Here is a 26,183-nt window from a genome sequence, read left to right as displayed (position 1 = left end):
CAATGAAGCTCCACCTTTCCGGCTCTTGGCCACCATGAAAATTTTCGTTGCCATCGCATTCATCCTGATCATCGGCAGCCTGGGCTCCGCGCTGTTCTACGTCATGCGCGGCAAGGGCGGCGATTCCCGCACCGTGCGCGCGCTCGCGCTACGCGTGGGGTTCTCCGTCGCGCTGTTCGTCATCATCCTCGTGCTGAACCGGTTGGGGTATATCCAGCCGACGGGGATTCGCTGAACGGGTGAGCAGCCGCGCATCGACCCGCAAACAAAAAGCCGCAACGGCTGCCCGCTGCGGCTTTCATCCCAGAGGCCAGGGGATTATAGCCCTGCCTTACAACCAATACACTACGACATAAAGTCCCAGCCAGACCACGTCCACGAAGTGCCAGTACCAGGCGGCGCCTTCGAACGCGAAGTGGTTTTCCGGCGTGAAGTGCCCCTTCAGCACGCGGAACAGCACCACCATCAGCATGATCGCGCCCATCGTCACGTGGAAACCGTGGAAGCCGGTCAGCATGAAGAACGTGGAACCGTAGATGCCCGAGGTGAGCTTCAGGTTCAGGTCCTGGTAGGCGTGGATGTATTCATAAGCCTGGAAGCCCATGAAGACCGCGCCCAGCAGGATCGTGGCGGCCAGCCACAGTGCGCACTTGCTGCGCTTGCCGGCCTGGATCGCGTGGTGCGAGATCGTCAGGGTCACGCCCGAAGCCAGCAGCAGCGCCGTGTTGATCGTGGGGATGGGGAACGGGCCCATCGTGTTGAAGTTATCCACCACGCCGGCCGGGCCGGTGTTGCCCCACTGCGCGGCGAAGTCCGGCCACAGCACCTTGTGGTCCAGGTCCGCCAGCCACGGCATCGTGATCACGCGGGCATAGAACAGCGCGCCGAAGAAGGCGCCGAAGAACATCACCTCGGAGAAGATGAACCAGGCCATCGACCAGCGGTACGAGTGGTCGATACGCTTGCTGTACAACCCTCCTTCGGATTCATGGATCGCGTCGCCGAACCAGCCATACAGCACGGCCAGCATGGCCGCGATGCCGACCAGGCAGACCAGCTTGCCCCATGCACTGTCATTGACCCAGGCCGACGCGCCGATCATCGTCACCAGCATCGAGATCCCGGCCAGCATCGGCCAGCGGGACGGGCCGGGCACGAAGTAATACGGTGCTTGCTTCGAACTCATCATCATCTCCTCGCGAACTTTCGATTTACGAATTTCTGTTATTTACTATTGTTCATTGTGCTACGACGGCCTTGACGATCGCGACCAGGATGCCGATGAATACGGCCACGGCAATCAGGCCGGCCACGATCACGTGGATCGGATTGAGCCTGGCCGGGTCGACATCGAAATCGCTCTTGCGGCGCAAGCCCACGAACGACCACAGCACCGCCTTCAGCGAATAGAAGAAGGACGGTTTACGCCCGGTCACAGCTTGCCCTTCTCCGCAACATCGGGCGCCTTGGCCAGTCCGCCGATCTCGATGAACGTGTACGACAGCGTGATCGTCTTCACATCCTTCGGCAGCTTCGGGTCAAGGTAGAACATCACCGGCATCTGCTTCGCCTCGTGCGCCTGCAGCGTTTGCTGCTTGAAGCAGAAGCATTCCACCTTCATGAAGTGCGGCGTGGCGCTTTGCGGCGCATAGCTCGGCACCGCCTGCGCATGCACCTCGCGGCCCTGCGAATTGACCACCTCGTAGACGACGGTGGCCATCTCGCCGGGGTGCACGGTCACGCTGCTTTGCGTGGGGCGGAACCGCAAGGTGCCGTGCACATTGCTGTCCAGCTCCACGGTGATCTTCCGGCTGCGGTCGATCTGCGTGTTTTCCGGCGGCGCCACCGTGCCATCCTTCTGCGTCAGCACATTAATGCCGAGCACTTCGCAGATGTGCTTGTAGACGGGGATCAGCGCGTAGCCGAAGCCGAACATCGCCACCGCGATCACGACCAGCTTGCCCAGCAGCTTGCGATTCTCGTCGTTCATGCCGCCATCCCTACAGGTGCTGGGCAATTACGGACACGAAGAACACCAGCGCGATCGAAGCCAGGATCAGCGCCAGCCGCAGGTTGCTTTTCTTCCGGTTCATCATGCTTACTTCACGGTCGGCGGCGTTTCGAACGTGTGGAACGGCGCCGGCGACGGCACGGTCCACTCGAGGCCCTCGGCGCCTTCCCACGGCTTGGCCGGGGCGGCCTTGCCGCCGCGGATCGTGGGCAGCACCACGCAGAACAGGAAGAACGCCTGCGTGAGGCCGAAGCCGAACGCGCCGATCGACACGATGGTGTTGAAGTCCGTGAACTGCGCCGGATAGTCGGCATAGCGGCGCGGCATGCCGGCCAGGCCCAGGAAGTGCATCGGGAAGAACGTGACGTTGAACGTGATCAGCGACACCCAGAAGTGGATCTTGCCCATCGTTTCGTTGTACATATGGCCCGTCCACTTCGGCGCCCAGTAGTAGAAGCCGGCGAACAGCGCGAACAGGGAACCGGCCACCAGCACGTAGTGGAAGTGGGCCACCACGTAGTAGGTGTCGTGCACCTGGATGTCGATCGGGGTCACGGCCAGGATCAGGCCCGTGAAGCCGCCCATCGTGAACACGAAGATGAAGCCCACGGCGAACAGCATCGGGGTCTCGAACGTCATCGAGCCCTTCCACATCGTGGCGATCCAGTTGAACACCTTCACGCCGGTCGGCACCGCGATCAGCATCGTGGCGTACATGAAGAACAGCTGCGACGTGACCGGCATGCCGGTGGTGAACATGTGGTGCGCCCACACGATGAACGACAGGATCGCGATCGATGCCGTGGCGTAGACCATCGACGCGTAGCCGAACAGCGGCTTGCGGGCGAACGCCGGGATGATCTGCGAGACGATGCCGAACGCCGGCAGGATCATGATGTACACCTCGGGGTGGCCGAAGAACCAGAAGATGTGCTGGTACATGACCGGGTCGCCGCCGCCGGCGGCGTTGAAGAACGAGGTGCCGAAGTGGCGGTCGGTCAGCGTCATGGTGATGGCGCCGGCCAGCACGGGCATCACGGCGATCAGCAGGTAGGCGGTGATCAGCCAGGTCCAGCAGAACATCGGCATCTTCATCAGGGTCATGCCGGGAGCGCGCATGTTCAGGATGGTGACGATGATGTTGATGGAACCCATGATCGACGACGCACCCATGATGTGCATGGCGAAGATGGCCATGTCCATGCCCGGTCCCATCTGGGTGGACAGCGGCGCGTACAGCGTCCAGCCGGCGGCGGTGGCGCCGCCCGGGGCGAAGAACGAGCCGGCCAGCAGCAGCGCCGCCGGCGGCAGCAGCCAGAAGCTGAAGTTGTTCATGCGGGCGAATGCCATGTCCGATGCGCCGATCTGCAGCGGGATCATCCAGTTCGCGAAGCCCACGAAGGCCGGCATGATGGCGCCGAACACCATCACCAGGCCGTGCATCGTGGTCAGCTGGTTGAAGAACTCGGGGTGGAAGTACTGCAGGCCCGGCTGGAACAGCTCCGCGCGGATCATCAGTGCCAGCACGCCGCCGGAGAGCAGCATGATGAACGAGAACCACAGGTACAGCGTACCGATGTCCTTGTGGTTGGTGGCGAACAGCCAGCGGCGCAGGCCCGTCGGGTGATCATGCGCGTGGTCGTGATCGTGCGCATTTCCGTGATCGTGCGCGTGGTCGGGCGCATGGTGGCCAGCTTGATCGTGGCCGTGGTCGAGAGTAGTCGTGCTCATCGTAATGCTCCTGATTACTTGCGTGCTGCCACAATTTCAGCCGGTTGAACGATGTTTTCCGCTGGCTTGTTCGACCAGTTGTTCCGCGTGTAGGTGATGACGGCCGCGATATCGGTATCCGACAGTTGCTTCCAGCCCGGCATCTCGGCCGGGTACTTGCCCGACTTCTGGCCGTTCAGCAGCACGTGGATCTGGTCGCCCTTGGCGCCGTTGACGACGGCCGAGCCGTCCAGCGGCGCGAACGCGCCTGGCACGCCCTTGCCGTTGGCCTGGTGGCACACGGCGCAGTTGGCCGTGTAGACCTTCTCGCCCTTGGTCTTCAGTTCGTCGATGGTCCACGTCTTGTTCGGATCGTCCGCCTGCGCGGCCATTTCCGCCTTCTTCGTGTTGACCCAGGCCGTGTATTCCTCGGCGGTGACGACGCGCACGACGATCGGCATGAATGCGTGTTCCTTGCCACACAGTTCCGCGCAGTTGCCGCGGAAGGTGCCGGTGTGCTCGGACTTGAACCAGGCATCGCGCACGAAGCCGGGGATCGCATCCTGCTTGACGCCGAAGGCGGGGATCATCCAGGCGTGGATCACGTCGGTGGCGGTGGTGACGATGCGGATCTTCTTGTTGACCGGCACGACCACATCATTGTCGACTTCCATCAGGTAGTTCTCGCCGCGCGGCTGGGTGGCCGGCTGGCCCGGCTGGCCGATCTGCTCACGCGGGGTGGACAGGTTCGAGATGAAGGAGATGCCTTCGCCTTCGCCCTTCAGGTAATCATAGCCCCATTTCCACTGCATGCCGGTGGCCTTGATGGTGATGTCGGCGTTCGACGTGTCCTTCATGCCGACCACGGTACGGGTGGCGGGCAATGCCATGCCGATGACGATCAGAAACGGTACCACCGTCCAGGCGATCTCGACGGCGGTCGATTCATGGAACGTGGCGGCCTTGTGGCCGACCGATTTGCGATGCTTGAAAATCGAATAGAACATCACGCCGAACACGGCCACGAAGATCACCAGGCAGATGATCATCATCCAGTTGTGCAGCGTGTAGATCTCGGAAGCGATCTGGGTGGCGGCAGGTTGCAGGTTCAACTGGTTCGGCAGCGGCCCGCCCGTTCCGCCCGTGGCTGTGGTGTATGTTCCGGATGCCGTCGCTGCCGGCGCTGCCCAGGCCGGCAAGCCGGCCGACGCCGCCAATGGTGCGGCCAGCAACGATGTAAGTCGCTTCGCAATTGTCATAAGATCCCCAAAACCAACCCAAGATATAAGAAAAATTTTTTATGGCGACGACCTGCCTGTAGGGTGGATCGTCTCGTGCATTCAACACCTTGCAGCCCCTTGTTGGAACCGCGACCATTGCCACCGGCAGAGCCCTTGAATCGCCAACCATGCCGATGACGCCGGGTACTGATGCCTTACTGATTTTTGGCCTTTACAACGTCAGGATCTTGCTGTCCGTATGGAAAAAAGCGGCCAAAACAGTCGAGGATTATAAGCAGTTAATCTTAACAACTTCAAGGCAAATTGCGCCACGAAAAATGGTGCGGCGCCACATGTATCGCTATCATTTTTGCGGCTTCGGCGCGAAGCGAATGATGGCTTCGCCGTCCTTCGTGACCCTGGCTTCCGGCTTGAAAGCATGGCCATAAATGACCTCGAAGGTGAGACCGATCTTGCCGTCTGCGCGGCGTTGTTTTTCGAATCCCGCATACAGCTTCTCACGGGCTGAACGGCTGAGCAAGCCTTTACGTACGGTGTTCAAGGGGTTGCCGCCCAGTGCGCGCACATCGGCCAGGAGTTTGGCCGGATCATCGTACGTGACGGTGATTTTTTCCATGTCCATCACCGGCGTCGAGAAGCCTGCTTCGACGAGCTGATCGCCGAAATCATGCATGTCCACAAAGGGCAGTGTATGGGGAGCAAGATCGATATCGGTAAAGGCAGAACGTACTTCCTGTAAGGAGTCCGGACCGAAGCAGGAGAACATCAACAGGCCGTTGACGCGCAGCACGCGGCGCCATTCGGCGAACACGCGGTCCGGCTGCGGATGCCAGTGCAGTGCCAGGTTCGACCATACCAGGTCCACGCTGGCCATGCCGAGCGGCAGGTCGGCGAAATCGCCACAGACGAGGTCGATGCCGCTCTTGGCCGGCAGCAGCTTGCTGATCAGGCGGTTCAGGCCGCGGTCCGTGCCGCGCTCGACCGTCTCCAGCATCGGCACCGAGGCGTCGATGCCGATGATTTGCGCGGCGACATACGATTTCTGCAATATTGCGAGATCGGCACCGCCGCCGCAGCCGGCATCGAGCACGCGCTGCGGCGCCAGGCGCACCAGTTGCAGGCGCTCGCGCATGCGCTCGGCGATCTCGCGGCGCAGGAATTCGGCGTCGCGCAGGCGCTGCGGCCGGGAGAACAATGCGCGGACACGTTCCAGGTCAATGGGAGCGGACAGTTTGGGGGGACGATCTTGCATGGATTACTGGGCTCGAGTGCGATAATGTGCGCAGTCTACATGGTTGGCGCAGTTTGGGAGGACGGCGGCGATGGCGACGGTGACGGCAAATTTGCTGGCGGCATTGCTGCCCTGCCCCTGCGTGCTGTGCGGCATGCCCGGCCGTGAGGCGTTGTGCCCGCCCTGCCGCGCGCAATTCCCGGCCGATGGCGCGCCGCGCTGCCCGGTGTGCGCAGACCCGCTGCCGCCCGGCTCGCACGGCGTGGCGTGCGGCGCCTGCGTAACGCGGCGCCCCGCCTTCGACGCGACCGTGGCGGCGGTGCCCTATGCGCTGCCGTGGGACCGGCTCGTGCTGGAGCTGAAGTTCGGCGGCCAGCTCGCGCATGCGCGCCTGTTCGCGGAACTGCTGGCCGGCGCGGTGCGCGCGGCGCCGGCCTTGGGGGCGCCGGCACTGCTGTGCCCCGTGCCGCTGGGCACGGGCCGGCTCGCCGAACGGGGCTTCAACCAGGCTCTGGAGATTGCGCGCCCGCTGGCGCGCCTGCTGGGCGTGCGCGTCGCACCGCGGCTGGCCGAGCGGGTGCAGGAAACGTCGGCGCAAAGCCGGCTGCATGGCGGCCGGCGCCGCGCCAACGTGGCCCACGTGTTCGCCGTGCCGGACCGCGCCCTCGTGGAAGGCCGGCACATCGGCATCGTCGACGACGTGATGAGCAGCGGCCAGACGCTGGGCGAACTGGCCGCCGTGTTCAAGCGCCACGGCGCCGCGCGGGTGACGAATCTCGTGTTCGCCCGCACGCCGCCGCATTCGCAGCGAGTTTCATGATTTGAGGAGAAAGAGTTGTTTCATGTTGTTCTGGTCAATCCCGAGATCCCGCCCAATACCGGCAACGTCATCCGCCTGTGCGCCAATACGGGCGCGCAATTGCACCTGATCGAACCGCTGGGCTTTCCGCTGGACGATGCCAAGATGCGCCGCGCCGGCCTCGACTACCACGAGTACGCGCAGATGAAGGTGCACAAGGACTGGGACGCCTTCCTGGCCGCCACCGCCCCCGACCCCGCGCGCATGTTCGCGATGACCACGCATGGTTCCACGCCGTTCGGCCAGCTGGCCTTCCAGCCGGGCGACGTGTTCGTGTTCGGTTCCGAAACCCGCGGCCTGGCGCCGGAGTTCCGCGAATCGTTCCCGACCTTGCAGCGGATCCGGCTGCCGATGCGGCCGGGGAACCGCAGCCTGAACCTGTCGAACACCGTCGCCGTCGTCGTGTACGAGGCGTGGCGGCAGAACGGGTACGCCGGCGGGGCATGACGCCGGACGGCTGCGGATGAGCCAGAGCCCCAGCCTGTTGCGGCGCCTGCTGCGCGCCAAGGACCGGATGGATGCCGCGCCGCACGAAGCGTGGCCGGTCGAGCGGCTGGCGGAAGTAAGCGCCGTCTCTCCCGCGCATTTCGCCCGCGAGTTCCGCAAGGCCTTCGGCCTGCCGCCGCACCGCTACCTGCTCACGCGCTGCATCGAACGGGCCACCGCCCTGCTGCGCGACACCGACCTGCCCATCCTCGACATCGCGTTGCAGACAGGCTGGAACAGCCTCGGCACGTTCGGCCGCATCTTTCGCGACATCACGGGGGCCAGCCCCGGTGAACTGCGGCAGCGCGAGCAGGCGGCTCCCCCGGCGGGTGCGCACATGCCGGAATGCGTGATACGCGGCGCGCACCGCCCCGACCTCAACATCGCAGTTTTGGAGAAGCGGCGCCAGCTGGCCGCTGGCACACTGGAATCCCAACCCAAGGAGATTCCATGACTCAACATATCAATGTGGTCGGCCTGTATGTGCGCGACCAGGATGAAGCGCTGGCCTTCTATGTGGACAAGCTTGGCTTCCAGGTGCATACGGACGTGCGCAACGGCCCTTACCGCTGGCTGACCGTGCAGGCGCCGGACCAGCCGTCCTTCCAGCTGGGCCTGTTCAAGCCGGGGCCGCCCGTGCACGACGCGGCGACCGCGCAGGCACTGGAACAGCTCGTGGCCAAAGGTGCGATGCCGCCGCTGGTGCTGCACGTGGACAATTGCCGCGCTGCCTACGACAGGCTGAGCGGGCGCGGCGTGGAGTTCACGCAGGAGCCGGTGGACCGTTACGGCACGGTCGATGCGGGGTTCCGGGATCCCTCCGGCAATGGGTGGAAGCTGATCGAGGCGCGCAACGGCTGATCAGCCCGGTGGCGCCGGTGGCGCCGGTGGCGCATTCAGCCCATGCGCCGGCGCTGCCGCGCGACCTTCCTCCAGTGTTGGCATAAAAGCACGAATGGCCGTATAAGCACACTCATCATCATAAGGATGGAGGTGCTATGTTCGACATGGACTTGCCCTGGTGGGAATTCATTGCCCGCGGCGCCATCGTGTATTGCTTCCTGCTGGTGATGGTCCGGATCACCGGCAAGCGCACCATCGGCCAGTTCACGCCGTTCGACCTGCTGATCGTGATGCTGCTGTCGGAAGCGGTGTCCAATTCCATGAATGGCGGCGACGAGTCGCTGTCGGGTGGGCTCATCATTGCCAGCACGCTGATCGCGCTGAACGTCGCGATCGCCGTGGCTACGTCGCGTAGCCGCACTATTGCCGACCTGGTGGACGGCCGGCCCGTGCTGCTGGGCCGGGATGGCAAGATCTACGATGAAGTGGTCAAGAAATGCCGCGTGGCCGAGGGGGACGTGGAGCAGGCGCTGCGCGAGGCGGACTGCCCGCTGCACAAGATGAAGTGCGCCTTCCTCGAGCCGGACGGCAAGATCACGATTTTGCAGAACTGAATTCACGCACCCTGGCCAGCAGCTTGGTCGTCGAGCGGTCGTGCTCGAAGTCGATCGCCACCGCCTTGCCGCCATAGGCCAGCACGGCCTGCCCTTCGGGAATCGCCGTCATGTCGTAGTCGCCGCCCTTGGCATAGATTTCCGGGCGCGCTTCCAGCACCACTTCCAGCGCCGTATCCTCGTCGAACGGCACCACCAGGTCCACCGCCCCCAGCGCGGCCAGCACGGCCATGCGGTCTTCCAGCGTGTTCAGGGGGCGGTCGTCGCCCTTGCCCAGGCGTTTCACGGAAGCGTCGGTATTGGCGGCCACCACGAGCGAGGCGCCCAGCTCGCGCGCCTGCGCGAGGTAAGTCACGTGGCCGCGGTGCAGGATGTCGAACACGCCGTTGGTGACGACCACGGGCTTGGGCAGCGCGGCCACGCGGGCGCGCAACTGGTCGCGGGAGCAGATCTTGTCTTCGAACGAGGGCATGGCAAAAAAGCGTCAGTAATGGACCCGCCATTATAAGGTCGCCCTGCCGCGCAGCCGTACCGTGGGGTTTCGCGCAGAAGCATTCCGTTACAATACCCCGTCCGGAACGCCCTGTTTGCATTGACTTTATGACACTTACCGAACTCAAGTATATCGTCGCCGTGGCGCGCGCCAAGCACTTCGGCCACGCGGCCGAGGCCTGCTTCGTGGCCCAGCCCACGCTGTCGGTCGCGATCAAGAAGCTCGAGGACGAACTCGGCGTCATGCTGTTCGAGCGCGGCGGCGCCGAAGTCTCGGTCACGCCGCTGGGCGCGCAGATCGTCGCGCAGGCCGAACGCGTGCTGGAGCAGACGGCCGCCATCAAGGAGCTGGCCAAGCAGAACAAGGACCCGCTGGCCGGACCGCTGCGCCTCGGCGTCATCTACACGATCGGCCCCTACCTGCTGCCGCCGCTCGTCAAGACGATGATCGAGACCACGCCGCAGATGCCGCTGATCCTGCAGGAGAACTACACGGTGAAGCTGCTGGAACTGCTGCGCCAGGGCGAGCTCGATGCCGCCATCATGGCCCTGCCGCTGCCCGAGCATGGCATGGCGATGCAAACGCTGTACGACGAGCCGTTCGTGGTGGCGATGCCGAAGAACCACCCTTGGATCAACCGCGAACGCATCCCGGCCGAGGACCTGAAGAGCGAAACGATGCTGCTGCTGGGCGCCGGCCACTGCTTCCGCGACCAGGTGCTCGAAGTGTGCCCGGAGATGGCACGCTTCTCCACGCCCGGCAACGGCATGCAGCGCACCTTCGAAGGCTCGTCGCTCGAGACGATCCGGCACATGGTCGCCTCCGGAATCGGACTTACCGTGCTGCCACGCGCCTCGGTGGCCGACATGGATGCGCAGGACGGCATGCTGCAATACCGCTACTTCGAAGACCCGCAACCGTCGCGCCGCGTCGTCATCGTGTGGCGCAAGAGCTTCACCCGCAAGGCCGCCATCGACGCGCTGTGCGATGCCATCGCCCAGATCCGCCTGCCCGGCGTGGTCGCCGTCGAAACCACCGCCTGAGTAACCGCCATGCACGCACCCGCCCCCGCCGCCAGCAAGCTGCAGCTCTATTTCCGCCTCGTGCGCCTGGACAAGCCGATCGGCACCGTGCTGCTATTGTGGCCCACGCTGTCCGCGCTGTGGCTCGCCTCCGGCGGCGTGCCGGCCTGGCACCTGCTTGTGATCTTCTGCCTCGGCACTTTCCTGATGCGCTCGGCCGGCTGCGCCGTGAACGACTACGCCGACCAGGATTTCGACCGCCACGTGAAGCGCACGGCGGACCGTCCCATCACCAGCGGCCGCGTCAGCGGCAAGGAAGCGCTGGCGATCGCCGCCGGCCTGTCGCTGGTGGCCTTCCTGCTGATCCAGCCCCTCAATGCGCTCGTCAAGCAGTTGTCGGTGGCGGCATTGATCATCGCCGGCACCTACCCCTACTTCAAGCGCTTCTTTGCAATCCCGCAGGCCTACCTGGGCATCGCGTTCGGTTTCGGCATCCCCATGGCGTTTGCCGCCGTGCAGAACGGCGTGCCGGGGTGGGCCTGGCTGCTGCTCGTGGGAAATGTGTTCTGGGCCGTGGCCTACGACACCGAATACGCGATGGTCGACCGCGACGACGACCTGAAGATCGGCATCAAGACCTCGGCCATCACCTTCGGCCGTTTCGACGTGGCCATCGTGATGCTGTGTTACGGCGTGCACCTGGCGATCCTGCTGGCCGCCGGCGCGTATTTCGACCTGGGCCTGTGGTACAAGGCGGGCCTCGCCGTGGCCGCCGCCTGCGCCGTCTATCACTACTTCCTGATCCGTGGGCGCGAACGTGCGCCATGTTTTGCCGCGTTCCGCCACAATAACTACCTGGGAGCGGCCGTTTTCGCTGGTATCGCGCTCGATTACGCGCTGCGCTGAGGCTTGGCGCGGCTTGTCGCGCGTTTAATATTGCGCAACGACAACACACCGGTACTTGCGGCCGCCTACAGTAGCCCTTCCACAATTTAAAGACGAGGCGATCATGGACCAGACGACAAGTAATCCCACCGCCACCGGCACGGTCGGCAACGGCAAGACCGGCAGCGATTCGGGCGAGGCGCGCGAGCGCCTGATGGGCGACCTGAAGAACGCGATCAACGACGCGGAGCAATGGCTGCGTGGTGCGGCCAATGCCAGCAGCGAAGACCTGGGCGAGGCGAAAACCCGCTTCCAGGAAACGCTGCGTACCGCCAAGACCAATCTGCTGACGCTCGAGGACAGTGCCGTTGCCAAAGGCAAGCTGGCCGCCCAGTATGCCGATACCTATGTGCACGACAATCCGTGGCGCTCCGTGGTGATCGGCGCCGTGGTCGGCCTGCTGGCCGGCGTGATCATCTCGCGCGACTGATCTCGCGGCATCGAAGTACGAACGGCCCGCTTGCGGGCCGTTTTCACGTCAGCGCGTCGCCGGTGCGCCAAAACACAGCGCCAGCAGCCAGCCGCAGAACGAGAACAGCCGGGAGCACGCGTGGTAGGACAGCGCGGCAACGGCCAGCTGGGCGATGTTCATTTCCGCCAGCTTCGGCAGGCCAGCGGCTTCGAGCAGGTAGAGCGTGACGAACGCCGACAGTGCGCCGACCAGCGCGACAAACCAGAGCTTCTTTTCCAGCTTTTCCATCAGCCATTCTTGCCCATCTGTTCGCCCAGTTCCTTGCCGCGCGCGGCGGCAGCCTTGACGGCGGAGACGATGGCCGCCTTCACGCCGCTCTCTTCCATGCTGGTCAGCGCCGCGTAGGTGGTGCCCCCCTTCGACGTCACGCGTTCACGCAGCAGCGATACCGGCTCGTCCGACTGCGCGGCCAGCTGGGCGGCGCCGGTAAACGTGGCCTTCGCCAGTTCCAGGCCCTGCTCCGCCGTGAGGCCCAATTCCACGGCGGCCTGCTGCATCGCCTCGATGAAGTAGAACACATAGGCCGGGCCGCTGCCGGAAACGCCCGTGACGGCGTCGATCTTCGCTTCGTCATCGAGCCAGACGGTGCCGCCGACCGCCTTCAGCACCTGGTCGGCGGCGGCGCGCTGCGCCTGCGTCACGCCCGCCGAGGCGACGGCGCCGGTGATGCCCATGCCGATCAGGGCCGGCGTGTTCGGCATGCAGCGCACGATCGCCCCGTAGCCGCCGAGCCAGCGCGACAGGTCGGCGCTGCGGATGCCGGCCGCGATCGACAGCACCAGCGGCGTGTGCCCGGCGGCGGCCAGCAGCGGCACCAGCGGCGCCACGGCCTCGCGCATGCTCTGCGGTTTCACGGCCAGCACGATCACTTCGGCTTCCGTCACCGCCTTGTCGATCGATGCCGCCGTCGTCACCCCATGCCGGGCATGCAGCGCTTCGAGGGCGGCGGGACTGGGGTCGACGACATGGATGTTGGCGCCCGGCGTGACCTTGCCGGCCAGGCCCGCGATCAGGGCGGCGGCCATGTTGCCGCCACCGATGAATGCGATTTTCATGGATATCCCTTGGTTTATTTGTGGTAGGTGCGGGCACCGAAAATGGCGCTGCCCACGCGCACGATGGTGGCGCCTTCCAGGACCGCCGCGCGCATGTCCGCGGACATGCCCATCGACAGCGTGTCGAAGCCGGGCCCGAATTTTTCCCGCAATCGTTCGAACAGCTCGCGCATGGCAGCGAAGGGTGCGCGCTGCAGCGCGAAGTCATCCGCGGGTTCCGGGATCGCCATCAACCCGCGTAGCCTGAGGTTCGGCTGCCTTGCCACCGCCTCGGCCAGCGCTTCCACTTCCTCCGGGGCGGCGCCGCTCTTGCTGGCTTCGCCGCTGATGTTGACCTGCACGCACACGTTCAGCGGCCCCAGCGCGGCCGGCCGCTGTTCCGACAGGCGCACGGCGATCTTCTCGCGCTCGACCGTATGCACCCAGTCGAAATGCTCGGCAATGGGCCGCGTCTTGTTGCTCTGGATGGGGCCGATGAAATGCCACTCGAGAGCAAACTGCGGGCCGCGGTCCTTCAGGGCGGCGATCTTGTCCACGCCCTCCTGCACATAGTTCTCGCCGAACGCGCGCTGGCCGGCCTCGGCCGCGGCCAGCACCGCGTCGGGCCCGAAGGTCTTCGACACGGCCAGCAGCTTCACGCCGCCAGCGGGGCGCCGCGCCTCGGCGCAGGCGGCCACAATGGCATTTTCGACAGCTTGCAAACGCTCTTGGATTCCGGACATAATCAGAAGCGCCAGCTTTAGAGCCGCTGACACAAGCCCCATGACTGCGTTGCATTCGTCTCGACGTACCAGTGTACTGTCTTCGACGATGCGCCTTGTCCTGTGGCTTGTGCCAGCAGCTCCCAACGCTGGCATTATTTTTTAGGCACAGGGATTATAAATGGACATCTCCGATCTGCTCGCATTCTCCGTGAAGAACAAGGCTTCCGACCTGCACCTGTCGGCCGGCCTGCCGCCCATGATCCGCGTGCACGGCGATGTCCGCCGGCTGAACGTGGACCCGCTGGAGCACAAGGAAGTGCACCGCATGATCTATGACATCATGAACGACTCCCAGCGCAAGGCCTACGAGGAGATGCTGGAGGTCGATTTCAGCTTCGCGATTCCCGGCCTGGCGCGCTTCCGCGTCAATGCCTACAACCAGGACCGCGGCGCATCCGCCGTGCTGCGCACCATCCCATCGAAAGTGCTCACGCTCGAAGACTTGAACGCACCAAGGATCTTCGCCGATTTCGCGCTCAAGCCGCGCGGCCTGGTGCTCGTCACCGGCCCGACCGGTTCCGGCAAGTCGACGACGCTGGCGGCCATGGTGAACCACCTGAACGAGCACGAATACGGCCACATCCTCACGATCGAGGACCCGATCGAATTCGTGCACGAATCGAAGAAGTGCCTGGTCAACCAGCGCGAAGTGGGGCCGCACACCCTGTCGTTCAGCAATGCCCTGCGCTCGGCGCTGCGCGAAGACCCGGACGCGATCCTGGTCGGCGAGCTGCGCGACCTGGAAACGATCCGCCTGGCATTGACCGCCGCCGAGACGGGCCACCTGGTGTTCGGCACGCTGCACACGTCGTCCGCCGCGAAGACCATCGACCGCATCGTCGACGTGTTCCCCGCCGAGGAAAAGGAAATGGTGCGCGCGATGCTCTCGGAATCGCTGCAGGCCGTGATCTCGCAGACGCTCCTGAAGACGAAGGATGGCGCCGGCCGCGTGGCCGCGCACGAGATCATGGTGGGCACGCCGGCGATCCGCAACCTGATCCGCGAGGCGAAGGTGGCGCAGATGTACTCGGCGATCCAGACCGGCAGCAACGCCGGCATGCAGACCCTGGACCAGAACCTGACGGACCTGGTGCGCCGCAACGTGATCTCGGCCGCCACCGCCCGCTCGGCCGCCAAGATCCCTGAAAACTTCCCCGGATAACCGTCGAGGACACCGCGATGGAACGCGACCAGGCCAGTAAATTCATGTTCGACCTGCTGCGCCTGATGGTGAGCAAGAAGGGGTCGGACCTGTTCGTCACGGCGGGCTTTCCGCCGGCGATGAAGATCGACGGCAAGCTGACGCCCGTCTCCGCCCAGCCGTTGACGGCCGCGCACACGGCCGACCTGGCCCGCGCGATCATGAACGACAAGCAGGCCGCCACCTTCGAGCAGACGAAGGAGGCGAACTTCGCCATCAGCCCCGGCGACCTGGGGCGCTTTCGCGTGTCCGCCTTCGTGCAGATGGGCGCCGCGGGCATGGTGCTGCGGGTCATCAACAGCAAGATCCCCGACCTGGACGAGCTGGCCCTGCCCCCGGTGCTGAAGGAGGTCGTGATGGCCAAGCGCGGCCTCGTGATCATGGTGGGCGCCACCGGCTCCGGCAAGTCGACCACGCTCGCCGCCATGGTGGGCTACCGCAATGAACACAGCCACGGCCACATCATCACCATCGAAGACCCGGTGGAATTCGTGCACCCGCACCGCAACTGCATCGTCACGCAGCGCGAGGTGGGCGTCGATACCGAGGATTGGGAAGTGGCGCTCAAGAACACGCTGCGCCAGGCGCCGGACGTGATCCAGATCGGCGAGATCCGCGACCGCGAAACGATGGACCACGCGATCGCCTTCGCCGAGACGGGCCACCTGTGCCTGGCCACGCTGCACGCCAACAGCGCCAACCAGGCGCTCGACCGCATCATCAACTTCTTCCCCGAGGAGCGCCGCCAGCAACTGCTGATGGACCTGTCGCTGAACCTGAAGGGCATGATCTCGCAGCGCCTGGTGCCGCTCAAGGATGCCAAGGGCCGCGCGGTGGCGATCGAGATCCTGCTCAATTCCCCGTTGATCTCCGACCTGATCTTCCAGGGCAAGGTGCACGAGATCAAGGAGCTCATGAAGAAGTCGCGCGAATTGGGCATGCAGACCTTCGACCAGTCGCTGTTCGACCTGTACGAGGCCGACAAGATCAGTTACGAGGATGCGCTGCGCAATGCCGATTCGGTCAACGACCTGCGCCTGGCCATCAAGCTCGAAGGCAAGGCCGCGAAGAACCGCGACCTGTCGGCCGGCACCGAACACCTGGGCCTGATCTGAGGAATATATGAGCACCGTCTTCGATTTTTCCGCCCTCGGCCTGGCCGGCCAGCCCGTCAACCTGGCGCAGTACCAGGACAAGGTACTGCTGATCGTGAATACGGCCAGCGCCTGCGGCTTCACGCCGCAATACGCGGGCCTGGAAAAGCTGTACGAGCGCTTCCACGAGCGCGGCTTCGAGGTGCTGGGCTTCCCGTGCAACCAGTTCGGCGCGCAGGAACCGGGCACGCACGAGGAGATCGGCGCCTTCTGCGACAAGACCTATGGCGTGACCTTCCCCCTGTTCGCCAAGATCGACGTGAACGGCGCCAATGCCCACCCGCTGTTCCAGCACCTGAAGAAGGCGGCACCTGGGTTGCTGGGCACCGAAGGCATCAAGTGGAATTTCACCAAGTTCCTGGTGCGCAAGGATGGCTCGGTGGCCAAGCGGTATGCGCCGGGGACGAAGCCGGAGGATATCGCGGCCGATATCGAGGCGTTGCTGGGGGCTTGAGCTTTACCGGGGCGCTTGATGCTTACACTGCGGCTTACACTGCGGCTTGCACTGCGGCGTGCACTGCGGGCGTTCAGGCACTGCATCCCACGAATGCATGACCCGGGTGCACTGCCACTGCGCTGCCGTGTATTGCAAACCTGTAAAATGAGTCAACTGAAGGAGCAAGCCGGGAACGGGGCCATGCAGATCTGCCATCTCCACCTGCGTTCACCGTAAAACACCAAACCGATGACAGAGAAGACAGATGCCAGAATCGATATCTGACTCCCCCCAGGAGGAAGCGTCTGTTTTCGAGGAACTGGAACGTTACAGGTTCATGGCCAGGCTCGACGAAGCACTGTGGCCACTGATCTCGCCGGAAGAGATTACCTGTACTGCCGCGTCCATACTCGGCAGGCACCTCGCTGTCCATCGCTGCGCCTACGCACATGTGGATGACGCGACGGATACCTTCCTTCTGACAGGAAACTATACTGATGGCGTGCCGAGCATCGTCGGGCGTTACGACATGGCTGCCTTTGGAGCCGAATTCGTTCGTCTCAACCGTTCCGGCCTGCCCTACGTCGTCGACGACGTCGAAACCGACCTTCGCGTCCGGGATGTGCTGCGGTCCTACCGCGACACCGGTATCCGCGCAGTTGTCAGCGTTCCGATTATCAAGGACGGCAAGATGGTGGCGGGCATGGCATTGCATCAGTCGGTTCCCCGGCACTGGCAAGCTAAAGAGATCAAGATGCTGGAAGCGGTGGCAAACCGCTGCTGGGAATCCATCGAACGCATGCGCATTGCTGCACGGCTCGGCAATGTCGAGAAAGAGGTACGCAAAAGCCGCGATTACCTGCGGCTGCTGATCAACTGTACGGAAGAAGGCTTCTATTCGGTCGATCGCAACGGCGTGACGATCATGTGCAATGCCGCATTCCTGAAAATGCTCGGCTTCGAGCGGGAAGAGGATGCCGTTGGCCGCAAGCTGCATGACATCATTCACCATACCCGTCCCGACGGGTCGCCCTACCACGCCTGCGATTGCCCGATCTATCACGCCGCCCAATACGGCACGCCAGCCCACGTCGAGGACGAAGCGTTCTTCAGGGTGGACGGTACGGCTTTCCCGGTCGAGTACCGCGCAAGACCGGTATGGCAGGATGGCCAATTGTCGGGAGCCGTCTGCACCTTCGTCGACCTGACCGATCGACGACGCACGGAAAAAGCCCTGCAGGAGAGCGAGGCGCATCTGCGTTCACTGTTCGACCAGACGGGTGCCGGCTTCTGCGAAGTCGATCCGACCGGCCGCATCATCCGGGTGAACGACAGATACTGCAATATCGTCGCCCGCTCCAGGGCGGAATTGCTCGGCATGTACATGCAGGATCTCACCCATGCCGAAGATCTGGTGCCGAATCTTCCACTGTTCAAGCGGGCGGTCGAATTCGGCGAACCATTCGAGATAGAGAAGCGTTATCTCCGCCCGGATGGCAGTACCGTGTGGGTCAGCAATACGGTCAGCCCGATCCGCAATGTCACGGACGGGTCGATCAACAGCCTGCTGGCCGTTTCGGTGGATATCAGCCAACGCAAGCGGGTGGAGGAAGCGCTGATGGAGGCGGACCGCCGCAAGGATGAGTTTCTTGCCATGCTGGCCCACGAACTGAGAAACCCGATGGCACCGATCCGGGCCGCGGCGGACCTGATGGAAGTGGCGCATCTCGATCCGGAGCAGCTGCAGCGCACCAGCCAGATCATCTCCCGGCAGGTACGCCACATGACTTCGCTGGTGGACGACCTGCTCGATGTATCGAGGGTAACGCGCGGCCTGGTTACCCTGGACAGGACCGATATCGACGTCAAGCAGGTCATCACGGACGCCCTGGAACAGGTGCGCCCCTTGGTCGAGGCAAAAAGGCACCACCTCACGCTCGACCTGGATCCGGAACCGGCGCATGTCGTCGGCGACCACAAGCGGCTCGTCCAGATCCTGACCAATCTGTTGAACAATGCCGCAAAGTACACGCCGTCCGGCGGGACCATCCGCCTCAGCATGCAGGCAAGTCCGGAAAGCGTGTTTCTGCATGTTGCCGACAACGGGACTGGCATCCCGGCCGAACTGCAGCCGCGCATTTTCGACCTGTTCGCGCAGGCCGCGCGCAGTCCCGATCGTGCCCAGGGCGGCCTGGGCATCGGGCTGGCATTGGTGAAGAGCCTGGTCGAACTTCACGGTGGCGGTGTCCGCTGCGAGAGCGAGGGCGCGGGCAAAGGCAGCTGTTTCGTCGTGACATTGCCTCGTGTGCAAAAATCGGACACGGCCGACAGCCAGCAGGGGCCGGAACTCGCCCGGCCCCCGGCAACCCGGCGGCGCATCCTCATCGTCGATGACAATGAGGATGCGGCAAACATGCTGGCCATGCTTCTCGAGGTTGCAGGGCACGAAGTTTTCGTTGTGTACAGTGCGGCAATCGCGCTCGAGCGCGCGAAAGATGTGTCGCCGGATGTCTGTGTCCTCGATATCGGCCTGCCGGAAATGGATGGCTATACGCTGGCGCGCATGCTCAGATCACGCGCGCAGACGGCGCAGAGCATCCTGATCGCTGTAACAGGGTATGGGCAACACCAGGATCGGGAGCAGACCGCCGACGCCGGGTTCGACCACCACCTCGTCAAGCCTGTCGACACGGGGGAACTCCTGGCGCTGGTCGATGCCGCGGTGAGCAGGCGCCCTTCCGCACGCCAATGACGCGGCACGTCCGTCCGCGCGCATGCCCCGGCGCCGCGACTGGCCGAGAGCTTTGCGCGCCACCCGGCCCCAGTGAACCGGGCCGCGACAGTCTCCGCCTCGCGGCAGGCAAGCGCCGGATCGCCCTTGCCACGGTTTCGTCGTCCGGTTTCATCCTCTTGTAATATCGGCAACCTACACTTGCCCCCTTTCAGTTCATAGGGAGCAAGCATGACATCATCCATTTCGCGCCGCCGTTTCCTGTCCCAGAGCGGAATGCTGGTGGGCAGTTCCGCAATCGGTACTTCCCTGCTGCTGCAAGGTTGCGGCGGCAGCGGCCCGGCCGTCGTCGCGAGCGAAAACGAGCGGCCGAAGCTGCCGTCGGGAATCCAGTTCGGCGACGTGTCGGACAATAGCGCCATCATCTGGGGCCGCAGCGACCGCAAGGCGCAGATGATCGTCGAATACGACACGAGCGACCGATTCGGCAATGCCAGCCGCATCGTCGGCCCGATTGCCAGCGATGCCACCGATTTCACGACCCGCGTCGACCTCTCTGGCCTGCCTGCGGGGCAAACGATGTTCGTGCGGGTGCGCTACGTCGATCCCGACAACGCGAAGATCGAAAGCGAAACCGTGTCGGGCCAGTTCCGGACCACGCCCGCCGCCAGCGGCACGCGCTCCGTGCGCTTCCACTGGAGCGGCGACCAGTGCGGCCAGGGCTGGGGCATCAACACCGATTTCGGCGGCATGAAGATCTACGAGGCGATGCGGGTGCGCGACCCCGACTTCTTCATTCACAACGGCGACACGGTGTATGCCGACGGCCCGATCCAGGCCGAGGTCAAGGCGGAGAACGGCCAGCTCTGGCGCAACATCGTCACGGAAGAAGTGAGCAAGGTCGCGGAAACGCTGAAGGAATTCCGCGGCCGGCATTCCTACAACATGATGGATGCCAACTTCAGGAAGTTCGCCGCCCAGGTGCCGCAGATCTGGCAGTGGGACGACCACGAGGTGACGAACAACTACAGCGACGCCAAGAACCTGCCGGCCGACACGCGCTATACGGAGAAAAGCATCGCCACGCTCACTGAGCGCGGCCGCCGCGCCTTCCTCGAATATGCGCCGATGCGCTATTACAAGCAAGGCGAACCGCGGCGCATCTACCGCACCATCTCGCACGGCCCGCTGCTCGACGTGTTCGTGGTGGACATGCGCACCTACCGCGGCCCGAACAGCACCAACCTGCAAACGGTCGAGGACGCCACCTCGGCCTTCCTGGGCAGCGCGCAGATCGATTGGCTGATCGCCGGCCTGAAAGCCTCGACGGCGACCTGGAAAGTCATTTCCGCCGACATGCCCATTGGCCTCAATGTCGGCGACGGCAAGGATGCGCAGGGCAACGCCTTGTGGGAAGCGCTCGCCAACGGCAACGACGGCGTGCCCCTCGGCCGCGAACTGGAAATGGCCCGCCTGCTCAGCGCCATCAAGTCCGTTCCCAACGTGGTGTGGATCACTACCGACGTGCACTACTGCGCCGCACACTACTACGACCCGGCCAAGGCGAAATACACGAACTTCTCGCCGTTCTGGGAATTCGTGGCCGGCCCCATGAACGCCGGCAGCTTCGGCCCGGGCACGCTCGACATGACCTTCGGCCCGACCGTGGTCTTCTCTAAGGCGCCACCGATCCAGGCTTCCTCGCCGTTCGCCGGCTACCAGTTCTTCGGCGAAGCGAATATCGACCCGCAAACGAAGGCGATGACGGTGGAACTGTTCAACCTCGACGGGGTGTCGCAGTTCAGGCAGACGATTCCCGCTGCGGGGGTGTGAGCCGTAATGCCGCCTGGTGAGTGGGCGAACGTATGCTGTGGCCCCACTCGCCAAGCGACATTCGGATCAGAACCGTGGCAAATCCGGATGAGGCACGGCCCCTCCGCTCACGCGCAGCCGGCCGAACTCGGCGCAGCGGTGCAACGTGGGAATGGCCTTGTCGGGATTGAGCAGGCCCGGCGGATCGAAGGCCCGCTTGACGCCGAAGAAGGCGGCCAGCTCCGCGGGCTTGAACTGCACGCACATGGAATCGATCTTCTCGATCCCCACGCCATGCTCGCCCGTGATCGTGCCGCCGACTTCCACGCACAGCGCGAGGATCTCGGCGCCGAAGCGTTCCGCGCGCGCCAGTTCATCGGGCACGTTGGCGTCGAACAGGATCAGCGGGTGCAGGTTGCCGTCGCCCGCGTGGAACACGTTGGCGCAGCGCAGGCCATACTTCACTTCCATCTGCGCGATGCCGGCCAGGACCCTGGCCAGGTGCTTGCGGGGGATGGTGCCATCCATGCAGTAGTAGTCGGGCGAGATGCGGCCGGCGGCGGGAAAGGCGTTCTTGCGGCCCGACCAGAACTTCAGGCGCTCGGCCTCGCTGGTGGACACGGCGATGGCCGTGGCGCCCGCGTCGCGCAGCACGGCCGCCATGCGGGCGATCTCGTCTTCCACCTCCTCGGGCGTGCCGTCGGCTTCGCACAGCAGGATGGCCGCCGCGTCCAGGTCGTAGCCGGCGTGGACGAACGGCTCGACCATGCGCGACGAGGTCTGGTCCATCATTTCCAGGCCGGCGGGGATGATGCCGGCCGCGATCACGCTGGCCACCGCGTTGGCGCCCGTGACGATGTCGCCGAACGAGGCCATGATCACGCGCTGCACGGCCGGCTTCGGCACCAGCTTCACGGTGACTTCGGTCACGATGCCCAGCATCCCTTCGGAGCCGATGAACACGGCCAGCAGGTCGAGGCCGGGCGCATCGGGTGCCTCGCCGCCCAGTTCGATCAAGTCGCCCTCGATGGTGGCCACACGCACGCGCAGCACGTTGTGCACGGTGAGGCCGTACTTCAGGCAATGCACGCCGCCGGAATTCTCGGCCACGTTGCCGCCGATCGTGCAGGCGATCTGCGACGAGGGATCGGGCGCGTAATACAGGCCGAAGGGCGCGGCGGCTTCGGAAATGGCCAGGTTGCGCACGCCCGGCTGCACGACGGCCGTGCGCGCATGCGCATCGAGCCGCACGATGCGGTTCAGCTTCGCGGTGGACAGCACCACGCCGTCCGCGATCGGCATGGCTCCGCCGGAGAGGCCGGTGCCGGCTCCGCGCGGCACGATCGGCACGTTCATGTCGCGGCAGACGTTCAGCGCGGCCACCACCTGCGCCTCGTTCTCCGGCAGCGCCACGATCATGGGCGGCTGGCGGTAGGCGGACAGGCCGTCGCATTCGTACGGGCGGGTGTCCTCGAGGCGCGACAGCACGCAATGCGGCGGCAGCACTGCGCACAGGGCCTTTGCTACGGCGCGCTGGCGGCTCTCGGTGAACCCGGATTGGCTGGCGGGGGTGGTCATGCGCCGATTGTAGGACGAAACGGCCCGGCACGCCGATTCTTGGCGTATGCTCGCAGTTTTTACACTATACGGAGACGAACGATGGGCAACCGGCTATCGAAGATCGCGACCCGCACGGGCGACAACGGCACCACCGGCCTGGGCGACGGCAGCCGCACGCGCAAGGACAGCGTGCGCGTGCATGCGATGGGCGAGGTCGATGAACTGAATTCGCACCTGGGCGTGCTGCTGTGCGAACCGCTGCCCGACGAGATGCGCGCGGAGCTGGTGACGATCCAGCACGACCTGTTCGACCTGGGCGGCGAACTGTGCATTCCCGGTTACCAGCTGATCAAGGAAGAGCACGTGGAGCGCCTCGATGCGCTGCTGGAAAAGTACAACGCCACCCTGCCGGCGCTGACGGAATTCATCCTGCCCGGCGGCTCCCGCGCCGCCTCGCTGGCGCACGTGTGCCGCACCGTGTGCCGCCGCGCCGAGCGCAGCATCGTCACGCTGGGCAGCGAGGAAACCCTGCACGAGCACCCGCGGCAATACGTGAACCGCTTATCGGACCTGCTGTTCGTGCTGGCCCGCGTGCTGAACCGCTACGCGGGCGGCAGCGACGTGCTGTGGAACCACGACCGGAAAAAAGGCTGATCGCTCAGCCCTTGCCGCCATCCGGGTGTACGCCGAGATATTCGGCGGCACCAGCACCGGCGCTGAGCAGCCAGGCGGTCATCAGCAGGAACAGCAGCAGCATGGCGAACAGCGTGCCCGCGCGGCGGGCGTCGGCGGCGTTCTCGAACACGGGCCGGCGGCCATAGCCGATGCCCAGGAAGTAGGCGCCGAACACGGTGGCCAGGTAATGCATGGCGCCGAACATTTCACCCAGTTCGCCCTTGCGGGGATGGTCGATCACCAGGTGCGACACGGCCACCAGCGCGATATAGATCACCGAGGCGCCCAGCGGCGGCAGGTACAGGCCGAATTTCTCGACGAAGTCACGGATCGCCGTACGCTTGCGTGCCAGCAGCGGCAACACGATGTTGTGCGTGATGCCCACGATGGCGATCAGCTTCAGCAGGATCGTCTTGTGGATGCTGCCCTTCTCGCCGACCGCGAGGTTGTGCAGGTTGGTTTCGCCCTGGCGGTTGTTCTGGGCGAAGTATTCGGGCGTGGCGATGTTCAGGATGCGCTGGAACCAGCTGATTTCTTCCAGGGCGGCCAGCGCGACGACGCCGGACAGCCCGGCCAGCGCCAGCAGCACCAGGTCGACCCGGCGGTTGCGCTGCCAGTGTTCGACGGCGGCGAACGCCAGCAGGCCGGACGTGACGGCAAAGCACAGGAACTGCATCCATTCGACGATGCCATCCTCGACCAGCAGGCGCCACAGCTTGGCCTGGTCGCCGGACCAGGCGATCGCCAGACCCATGACGAAGACATTGACGAGGACCGCGACGACGAGCGCCGGGTGGACGTACCACTTGTTCTGAACCACGTATTACTCCCTTACCGTTTGAAGTTGTTCGATCGCGGCCACGCCCGCCGGCACGGGCTCGGGCACCAGTGCCGGATTCGGCGCGGGCGCCGCGACAGGGGCCGGTGCCGGCGCACCCAGCGCCGCGGCGGCCTGGCGCACGCCGGCGGCCAGGGCCGAGCCCACGGCCCACATCCACAGCAGCGGATCGAGCAGCGCGTCCCACAGGTTCCCGGTGGGCAGGCGCAGCAGCGCGTATAGCAGCAGGCCCGCCATCAGCGCCAGCGGCAACCGCGGCGCGTGGCCGCGCCAGATCGCGATCGCGCAAGCCGCGATGCCCGCGCAGCCGAGCAGCGCGCCCGCCGCCCCGAAGCCGCCATAGTACAGGCCGAGGGACAGCACACCGAATGTATCGAGGTAGACGATCGCGCCCGTCATGGCCAACGGCAGTGCGATGGCCAGCGGCAGTACCAGCCGGGGCGGGCGGCCCTGCCGCCGTGCGTGAAGCGACAGCAGGGCGAGCGCCGCCAGCAGGCCGCTCGGGTACTGGAACGCCAGCGTCAGCCACCAGGCGGGGGACCATTCGCCGGGCAGCGCTGCCAGCACGGCGACCGCGCCGGCAGCGGCGACCATGTGGCGCCGCGCGAAGCGCGGCACGCACGCGGCCAGCAGGGCAACCAGCACCAGGGCCCAGGCAAGCTTTCCATAAGCGATCTGCAAGCCGAGATCGGGCAGTGTCATAACGGGTCCTTTGCTTGCGAAATATGCAGCAGGTGGTGGGCAATCGCCCGGCGCTGGTGCGTATAGGTGATGTGGAGCTCGTCGCCCACCTGGTGCATCGTCGGATACGAGAATTCATCGCCCGGCTTGCCGCTGGCGATATCGGCCAGCGGTCGCCACGAGCGCGCGTCGGTCGAGAGGGCGAGCGACAGCACGCTGCGGTCCGACCCGCCGGCCGCCACGTGGTTGTAGAGCATCAGGAAGACGCCGCTGGACAGGCGTAGCGCGGCCAGCGACGTGCTCTGGTTGGCCAGCCGCGACGGCTCCAGGTCTTCCCAGCTGTTGCCGCCATCGCGGCTCACGGCCTGCTGCACGCGCTGATCCTCGCCGGCGTCGCGCATCCAGGCGCGCACCTCGGTCGACGACACCGGAACGATTGCCGGCTGCAGCGACGACGTGCCCGTGCCGATGCGCGCGATGCGCCGCGGCTCGCCGTTCGCGTTGAACGACATCAGCATCGGGTACTTGTTGCCGATCTCGAAGTAGACGGGCAGCCACCAGCCGCCGTCGGCCAGCGGTACGGGCGAGGTGCGCACCAGCGTGCTCGTATTGAACAGTGGCGACATCGGCAGCACGCGGCGCACCGCGAAGGTCTTGCCATCATCGCGCGATTGCAGCTGGACGATGCGTGACGCAGCCCAGCCGCCCAGGCCGGTGGCGACCACGTACAGGTGCACCGTGCCGTCCGGCGCCGTCCAGGCCACCGGGTTGCCGATGCGCCGCACGCCATAGCCGATCGCGGCACCCAGCGATTCGCGGCTGGCCACGACCCAGTTATTGCTCCAGGCGCCGTTCGACCAGCGCGATGCATAGACTTTCACATCCGGCCCGCTCTCGCGGCTGCCGGCCCACCAGAACGACAGCAGGTTCCCGCCGCGCAGGGTCGCGAGCGCGCTCGCGTGCGCCGAGGGTACGCCGGCCGGCATCGGGATGATCGTTCGGCTGACTTCGCTGATGGTGACGGCATGCGGTACGGCGGGGCCGGGAACGGCGGGCCGCTCGGCAGCATGCTCGGCGCGGGACCAGCGTACCGCTTCGACGGCCGCGGCGATTGTCACCGCGGCAATGCATGCCAGCGCTACCAGCTTGCTGGCGCGCCGGACAGGTGGGCGCCCAGCTCCCATTCCGTCTCCGAAAATGATGGACACGAGAACTAGTTGTCTATCCCTGCCCACAGTGTGAATACCGGCAGCGCTTCGATATGCCGCGCGCCTTGACTTGATCTGCGTCTAACGTTTTGCGTTGACGAAATCCGGTATCCTACAGGAAAAAGTAAAACAAGGGGTAAG

Annotated in this window: 30 protein-coding genes; 15 read left to right on the top strand and 15 right to left on the bottom strand. The window is 64.9% G+C overall.

Going from position 1 to position 26,183, the window contains the following annotated elements:
• The first annotated feature begins 34 nt into the window (after positions 1–34).
• A complete protein-coding gene (locus tag V6Z91_RS12600; protein ID WP_338770793.1) occupies positions 35–235 on the top strand; it encodes a twin transmembrane helix small protein in 201 nt (66 codons plus the stop codon).
• Positions 236–331: 96 nt separating this feature from the next.
• Here the strand turns inward: V6Z91_RS12600 and V6Z91_RS12595 are convergent, their stop codons facing one another.
• The 7 genes from V6Z91_RS12595 to V6Z91_RS12565 all read right to left on the bottom strand — a co-directional run bounded on the left by V6Z91_RS12595 (position 332) and on the right by V6Z91_RS12565 (position 6,214).
• Positions 332–1,186, bottom strand: a complete 855-nt coding sequence (locus V6Z91_RS12595) for a cytochrome c oxidase subunit 3 (RefSeq protein WP_338770791.1) — start codon at positions 1,184–1,186, stop codon at positions 332–334.
• Between the two features lie 52 nt (positions 1,187–1,238).
• On the bottom strand, positions 1,239–1,436 hold the full coding sequence (locus tag V6Z91_RS12590; RefSeq protein ID WP_338770789.1) for a DUF2970 domain-containing protein: 198 nt from the start codon (positions 1,434–1,436) through the stop codon (positions 1,239–1,241).
• Positions 1,433–1,990: a cytochrome c oxidase assembly protein gene (locus V6Z91_RS12585; RefSeq protein ID WP_338770788.1), complete on the bottom strand. Its 558-nt coding sequence runs from the start codon at positions 1,988–1,990 to the stop codon at positions 1,433–1,435. The genes V6Z91_RS12590 and V6Z91_RS12585 overlap by 4 nt, the downstream gene beginning before the upstream one ends.
• A 10-nt stretch (positions 1,991–2,000) precedes the next feature.
• Entirely contained in the window at positions 2,001–2,096 is a 96-nt protein-coding gene (locus V6Z91_RS12580) for a cytochrome oxidase small assembly protein (protein WP_338770787.1), read from the bottom strand.
• Positions 2,097–2,098: 2 nt separating this feature from the next.
• Entirely contained in the window at positions 2,099–3,742 is a 1,644-nt protein-coding gene (gene ctaD, locus V6Z91_RS12575) for a cytochrome c oxidase subunit I (RefSeq protein WP_338770786.1), read from the bottom strand.
• Between the two features lie 14 nt (positions 3,743–3,756).
• Entirely contained in the window at positions 3,757–4,980 is a 1,224-nt protein-coding gene (coxB, locus tag V6Z91_RS12570; RefSeq protein ID WP_338770785.1) for a cytochrome c oxidase subunit II, read from the bottom strand.
• A 325-nt stretch (positions 4,981–5,305) separates the two neighbouring features.
• Positions 5,306–6,214 (bottom strand): methyltransferase domain-containing protein, encoded by a 909-nt coding sequence (locus V6Z91_RS12565; RefSeq protein WP_338770784.1) that lies wholly within the window; start codon positions 6,212–6,214, stop codon positions 5,306–5,308.
• 79 nt (positions 6,215–6,293) lie between these two features.
• On the opposite strand from V6Z91_RS12565, the gene V6Z91_RS12560 reads away from it, so the two are divergent.
• The 5 genes from V6Z91_RS12560 to V6Z91_RS12540 all read left to right on the top strand — a co-directional run bounded on the left by V6Z91_RS12560 (position 6,294) and on the right by V6Z91_RS12540 (position 8,995).
• Positions 6,294–7,013 (top strand): ComF family protein, encoded by a 720-nt coding sequence (locus tag V6Z91_RS12560; protein WP_338770783.1) that lies wholly within the window; start codon positions 6,294–6,296, stop codon positions 7,011–7,013.
• A gap of 15 nt (positions 7,014–7,028) precedes the next feature.
• On the top strand, positions 7,029–7,499 hold the full coding sequence (trmL, locus tag V6Z91_RS12555) for a tRNA (uridine(34)/cytosine(34)/5-carboxymethylaminomethyluridine(34)-2'-O)-methyltransferase TrmL (RefSeq protein WP_338770781.1): 471 nt from the start codon (positions 7,029–7,031) through the stop codon (positions 7,497–7,499).
• A 16-nt stretch (positions 7,500–7,515) separates the two neighbouring features.
• Positions 7,516–7,992: an AraC family transcriptional regulator gene (locus tag V6Z91_RS12550; RefSeq protein WP_338770779.1), complete on the top strand. Its 477-nt coding sequence runs from the start codon at positions 7,516–7,518 to the stop codon at positions 7,990–7,992.
• The gene (locus V6Z91_RS12545) at positions 7,989–8,399 is read left to right on the top strand and encodes a VOC family protein (protein WP_338770777.1); all 411 of its coding nucleotides are present in this window, start codon (positions 7,989–7,991) and stop codon (positions 8,397–8,399) included. Before V6Z91_RS12550 ends, V6Z91_RS12545 begins: the two co-directional genes overlap by 4 nt.
• Positions 8,400–8,536: 137 nt before the next feature.
• Positions 8,537–8,995 (top strand): YetF domain-containing protein, encoded by a 459-nt coding sequence (locus V6Z91_RS12540; protein ID WP_338770775.1) that lies wholly within the window; start codon positions 8,537–8,539, stop codon positions 8,993–8,995.
• Here the strand turns inward: V6Z91_RS12540 and rfaE2 are convergent.
• Complete coding sequence (rfaE2, locus tag V6Z91_RS12535; protein WP_338770774.1) at positions 8,976–9,467, bottom strand: D-glycero-beta-D-manno-heptose 1-phosphate adenylyltransferase; 492 nt, start codon at positions 9,465–9,467, stop codon at positions 8,976–8,978. The genes V6Z91_RS12540 and rfaE2 overlap by 20 nt on opposite strands.
• A gap of 128 nt (positions 9,468–9,595) precedes the next feature.
• Between rfaE2 and V6Z91_RS12530 the strand changes: the two genes are divergently transcribed.
• The 3 genes from V6Z91_RS12530 to V6Z91_RS12520 all read left to right on the top strand — a co-directional run bounded on the left by V6Z91_RS12530 (position 9,596) and on the right by V6Z91_RS12520 (position 11,885).
• Positions 9,596–10,531 (top strand): hydrogen peroxide-inducible genes activator, encoded by a 936-nt coding sequence (locus V6Z91_RS12530; RefSeq protein ID WP_338770772.1) that lies wholly within the window; start codon positions 9,596–9,598, stop codon positions 10,529–10,531.
• A 9-nt stretch (positions 10,532–10,540) separates the two neighbouring features.
• Positions 10,541–11,416: a 4-hydroxybenzoate octaprenyltransferase gene (gene ubiA, locus V6Z91_RS12525; RefSeq protein WP_338770770.1), complete on the top strand. Its 876-nt coding sequence runs from the start codon at positions 10,541–10,543 to the stop codon at positions 11,414–11,416.
• A gap of 103 nt (positions 11,417–11,519) precedes the next feature.
• Positions 11,520–11,885 (top strand): DUF883 domain-containing protein, encoded by a 366-nt coding sequence (locus tag V6Z91_RS12520; RefSeq protein ID WP_338770768.1) that lies wholly within the window; start codon positions 11,520–11,522, stop codon positions 11,883–11,885.
• 48 nt (positions 11,886–11,933) lie between these two features.
• Here V6Z91_RS12520 and V6Z91_RS12515 read toward each other — a convergent pair whose 3' ends face one another.
• The 3 genes from V6Z91_RS12515 to V6Z91_RS12505 are packed head-to-tail and all read right to left on the bottom strand — an operon-like array spanning position 11,934 to position 13,704.
• Positions 11,934–12,155: a hypothetical protein gene (locus tag V6Z91_RS12515; RefSeq protein ID WP_338770766.1), complete on the bottom strand. Its 222-nt coding sequence runs from the start codon at positions 12,153–12,155 to the stop codon at positions 11,934–11,936.
• On the bottom strand, positions 12,155–12,982 hold the full coding sequence (gene proC / locus V6Z91_RS12510) for a pyrroline-5-carboxylate reductase (RefSeq protein WP_338770764.1): 828 nt from the start codon (positions 12,980–12,982) through the stop codon (positions 12,155–12,157). Before proC ends, V6Z91_RS12515 begins: the two co-directional genes overlap by 1 nt.
• A 14-nt stretch (positions 12,983–12,996) precedes the next feature.
• On the bottom strand, positions 12,997–13,704 hold the full coding sequence (locus tag V6Z91_RS12505) for a YggS family pyridoxal phosphate-dependent enzyme (RefSeq protein ID WP_338770763.1): 708 nt from the start codon (positions 13,702–13,704) through the stop codon (positions 12,997–12,999).
• A gap of 160 nt (positions 13,705–13,864) precedes the next feature.
• Here V6Z91_RS12505 and V6Z91_RS12500 point away from each other — a divergent pair, with 160 nt between their 5' ends.
• The 5 genes from V6Z91_RS12500 to V6Z91_RS12480 all read left to right on the top strand — a co-directional run bounded on the left by V6Z91_RS12500 (position 13,865) and on the right by V6Z91_RS12480 (position 21,101).
• The gene (locus tag V6Z91_RS12500; protein WP_338770762.1) at positions 13,865–14,908 is read left to right on the top strand and encodes a type IV pilus twitching motility protein PilT; all 1,044 of its coding nucleotides are present in this window, start codon (positions 13,865–13,867) and stop codon (positions 14,906–14,908) included.
• Between the two features lie 17 nt (positions 14,909–14,925).
• Positions 14,926–16,062: a PilT/PilU family type 4a pilus ATPase gene (locus V6Z91_RS12495; RefSeq protein ID WP_338770760.1), complete on the top strand. Its 1,137-nt coding sequence runs from the start codon at positions 14,926–14,928 to the stop codon at positions 16,060–16,062.
• 7 nt (positions 16,063–16,069) lie between these two features.
• Positions 16,070–16,555 carry a glutathione peroxidase gene (locus tag V6Z91_RS12490; protein ID WP_338770758.1) on the top strand — a complete coding sequence of 162 codons (486 nt, stop codon included), beginning with the start codon at positions 16,070–16,072 and terminating at the stop codon, positions 16,553–16,555.
• A gap of 247 nt (positions 16,556–16,802) precedes the next feature.
• Entirely contained in the window at positions 16,803–19,289 is a 2,487-nt protein-coding gene (locus V6Z91_RS12485) for a PAS domain S-box protein (RefSeq protein WP_338770756.1), read from the top strand.
• Between the two features lie 210 nt (positions 19,290–19,499).
• The gene (locus V6Z91_RS12480; protein WP_338770754.1) at positions 19,500–21,101 is read left to right on the top strand and encodes an alkaline phosphatase D family protein; all 1,602 of its coding nucleotides are present in this window, start codon (positions 19,500–19,502) and stop codon (positions 21,099–21,101) included.
• Between the two features lie 66 nt (positions 21,102–21,167).
• On the opposite strand, the gene V6Z91_RS12475 is transcribed toward V6Z91_RS12480, so the two are convergent.
• Complete coding sequence (locus tag V6Z91_RS12475; protein WP_338770752.1) at positions 21,168–22,658, bottom strand: FAD-linked oxidase C-terminal domain-containing protein; 1,491 nt, start codon at positions 22,656–22,658, stop codon at positions 21,168–21,170.
• Positions 22,659–22,739: 81 nt separating this feature from the next.
• Here V6Z91_RS12475 and V6Z91_RS12470 point away from each other — a divergent pair, with 81 nt between their 5' ends.
• Complete coding sequence (locus V6Z91_RS12470; protein ID WP_338770750.1) at positions 22,740–23,294, top strand: cob(I)yrinic acid a,c-diamide adenosyltransferase; 555 nt, start codon at positions 22,740–22,742, stop codon at positions 23,292–23,294.
• 4 nt (positions 23,295–23,298) lie between these two features.
• Here V6Z91_RS12470 and V6Z91_RS12465 read toward each other — a convergent pair whose 3' ends face one another.
• From V6Z91_RS12465 to V6Z91_RS12455, 3 genes are read right to left on the bottom strand one after another with little or no spacing between them, the layout of a single operon-like run.
• The gene (locus tag V6Z91_RS12465) at positions 23,299–24,135 is read right to left on the bottom strand and encodes a hypothetical protein (protein ID WP_338770749.1); all 837 of its coding nucleotides are present in this window, start codon (positions 24,133–24,135) and stop codon (positions 23,299–23,301) included.
• Positions 24,136–24,138: 3 nt separating this feature from the next.
• A complete protein-coding gene (locus V6Z91_RS12460; RefSeq protein WP_338770748.1) occupies positions 24,139–24,855 on the bottom strand; it encodes a hypothetical protein in 717 nt (238 codons plus the stop codon).
• The gene (locus tag V6Z91_RS12455; protein WP_338770747.1) at positions 24,852–26,018 is read right to left on the bottom strand and encodes a sialidase family protein; all 1,167 of its coding nucleotides are present in this window, start codon (positions 26,016–26,018) and stop codon (positions 24,852–24,854) included. Before V6Z91_RS12455 ends, V6Z91_RS12460 begins: the two co-directional genes overlap by 4 nt.
• Between the last annotated feature and the right edge of the window lie 165 nt (positions 26,019–26,183).

The organism is Massilia sp. METH4, assembly GCF_037094685.1.
Classification (GTDB): Bacteria; Pseudomonadota; Gammaproteobacteria; order Burkholderiales; family Burkholderiaceae_D; genus Rugamonas.
This window is presented reverse-complemented; position numbering and strand designations above follow the sequence as displayed.

Bases quoted from the DNA above. Each gene is read 5' to 3' on its own strand.
- V6Z91_RS12600 (WP_338770793.1), top strand. From the start codon at position 35: ATGAAAATTTTCGTTGCCATCGCATTCATCCTGATCATCGGCAGCCTG.
- V6Z91_RS12595 (WP_338770791.1), bottom strand. From the start codon at position 1,186: ATGAGTTCGAAGCAAGCACCGTATTACTTCGTGCCCGGCCCGTCCCGC.
- V6Z91_RS12585 (WP_338770788.1), bottom strand. From the start codon at position 1,990: ATGAACGACGAGAATCGCAAGCTGCTGGGCAAGCTGGTCGTGATCGCG.
- V6Z91_RS12580 (WP_338770787.1), bottom strand. From the start codon at position 2,096: ATGATGAACCGGAAGAAAAGCAACCTGCGGCTGGCGCTGATCCTGGCT.
- ctaD (WP_338770786.1), bottom strand. From the start codon at position 3,742: ATGAGCACGACTACTCTCGACCACGGCCACGATCAAGCTGGCCACCAT.
- coxB (WP_338770785.1), bottom strand. From the start codon at position 4,980: ATGACAATTGCGAAGCGACTTACATCGTTGCTGGCCGCACCATTGGCG.
- V6Z91_RS12565 (WP_338770784.1), bottom strand. From the start codon at position 6,214: ATGCAAGATCGTCCCCCCAAACTGTCCGCTCCCATTGACCTGGAACGT.
- V6Z91_RS12550 (WP_338770779.1), top strand. From the start codon at position 7,516: ATGAGCCAGAGCCCCAGCCTGTTGCGGCGCCTGCTGCGCGCCAAGGAC.
- V6Z91_RS12545 (WP_338770777.1), top strand. From the start codon at position 7,989: ATGACTCAACATATCAATGTGGTCGGCCTGTATGTGCGCGACCAGGAT.
- V6Z91_RS12540 (WP_338770775.1), top strand. From the start codon at position 8,537: ATGTTCGACATGGACTTGCCCTGGTGGGAATTCATTGCCCGCGGCGCC.
- rfaE2 (WP_338770774.1), bottom strand. From the start codon at position 9,467: ATGCCCTCGTTCGAAGACAAGATCTGCTCCCGCGACCAGTTGCGCGCC.
- V6Z91_RS12530 (WP_338770772.1), top strand. From the start codon at position 9,596: ATGACACTTACCGAACTCAAGTATATCGTCGCCGTGGCGCGCGCCAAG.
- ubiA (WP_338770770.1), top strand. From the start codon at position 10,541: ATGCACGCACCCGCCCCCGCCGCCAGCAAGCTGCAGCTCTATTTCCGC.
- V6Z91_RS12520 (WP_338770768.1), top strand. From the start codon at position 11,520: ATGGACCAGACGACAAGTAATCCCACCGCCACCGGCACGGTCGGCAAC.
- V6Z91_RS12515 (WP_338770766.1), bottom strand. From the start codon at position 12,155: ATGGAAAAGCTGGAAAAGAAGCTCTGGTTTGTCGCGCTGGTCGGCGCA.
- proC (WP_338770764.1), bottom strand. From the start codon at position 12,982: ATGAAAATCGCATTCATCGGTGGCGGCAACATGGCCGCCGCCCTGATC.
- V6Z91_RS12505 (WP_338770763.1), bottom strand. From the start codon at position 13,704: ATGTCCGGAATCCAAGAGCGTTTGCAAGCTGTCGAAAATGCCATTGTG.
- V6Z91_RS12500 (WP_338770762.1), top strand. From the start codon at position 13,865: ATGGACATCTCCGATCTGCTCGCATTCTCCGTGAAGAACAAGGCTTCC.
- V6Z91_RS12495 (WP_338770760.1), top strand. From the start codon at position 14,926: ATGGAACGCGACCAGGCCAGTAAATTCATGTTCGACCTGCTGCGCCTG.
- V6Z91_RS12490 (WP_338770758.1), top strand. From the start codon at position 16,070: ATGAGCACCGTCTTCGATTTTTCCGCCCTCGGCCTGGCCGGCCAGCCC.
- V6Z91_RS12485 (WP_338770756.1), top strand. From the start codon at position 16,803: ATGCCAGAATCGATATCTGACTCCCCCCAGGAGGAAGCGTCTGTTTTC.
- V6Z91_RS12480 (WP_338770754.1), top strand. From the start codon at position 19,500: ATGACATCATCCATTTCGCGCCGCCGTTTCCTGTCCCAGAGCGGAATG.
- V6Z91_RS12475 (WP_338770752.1), bottom strand. From the start codon at position 22,658: ATGACCACCCCCGCCAGCCAATCCGGGTTCACCGAGAGCCGCCAGCGC.
- V6Z91_RS12470 (WP_338770750.1), top strand. From the start codon at position 22,740: ATGGGCAACCGGCTATCGAAGATCGCGACCCGCACGGGCGACAACGGC.
- V6Z91_RS12460 (WP_338770748.1), bottom strand. From the start codon at position 24,855: ATGACACTGCCCGATCTCGGCTTGCAGATCGCTTATGGAAAGCTTGCC.
- V6Z91_RS12455 (WP_338770747.1), bottom strand. From the start codon at position 26,018: ATGGGAGCTGGGCGCCCACCTGTCCGGCGCGCCAGCAAGCTGGTAGCG.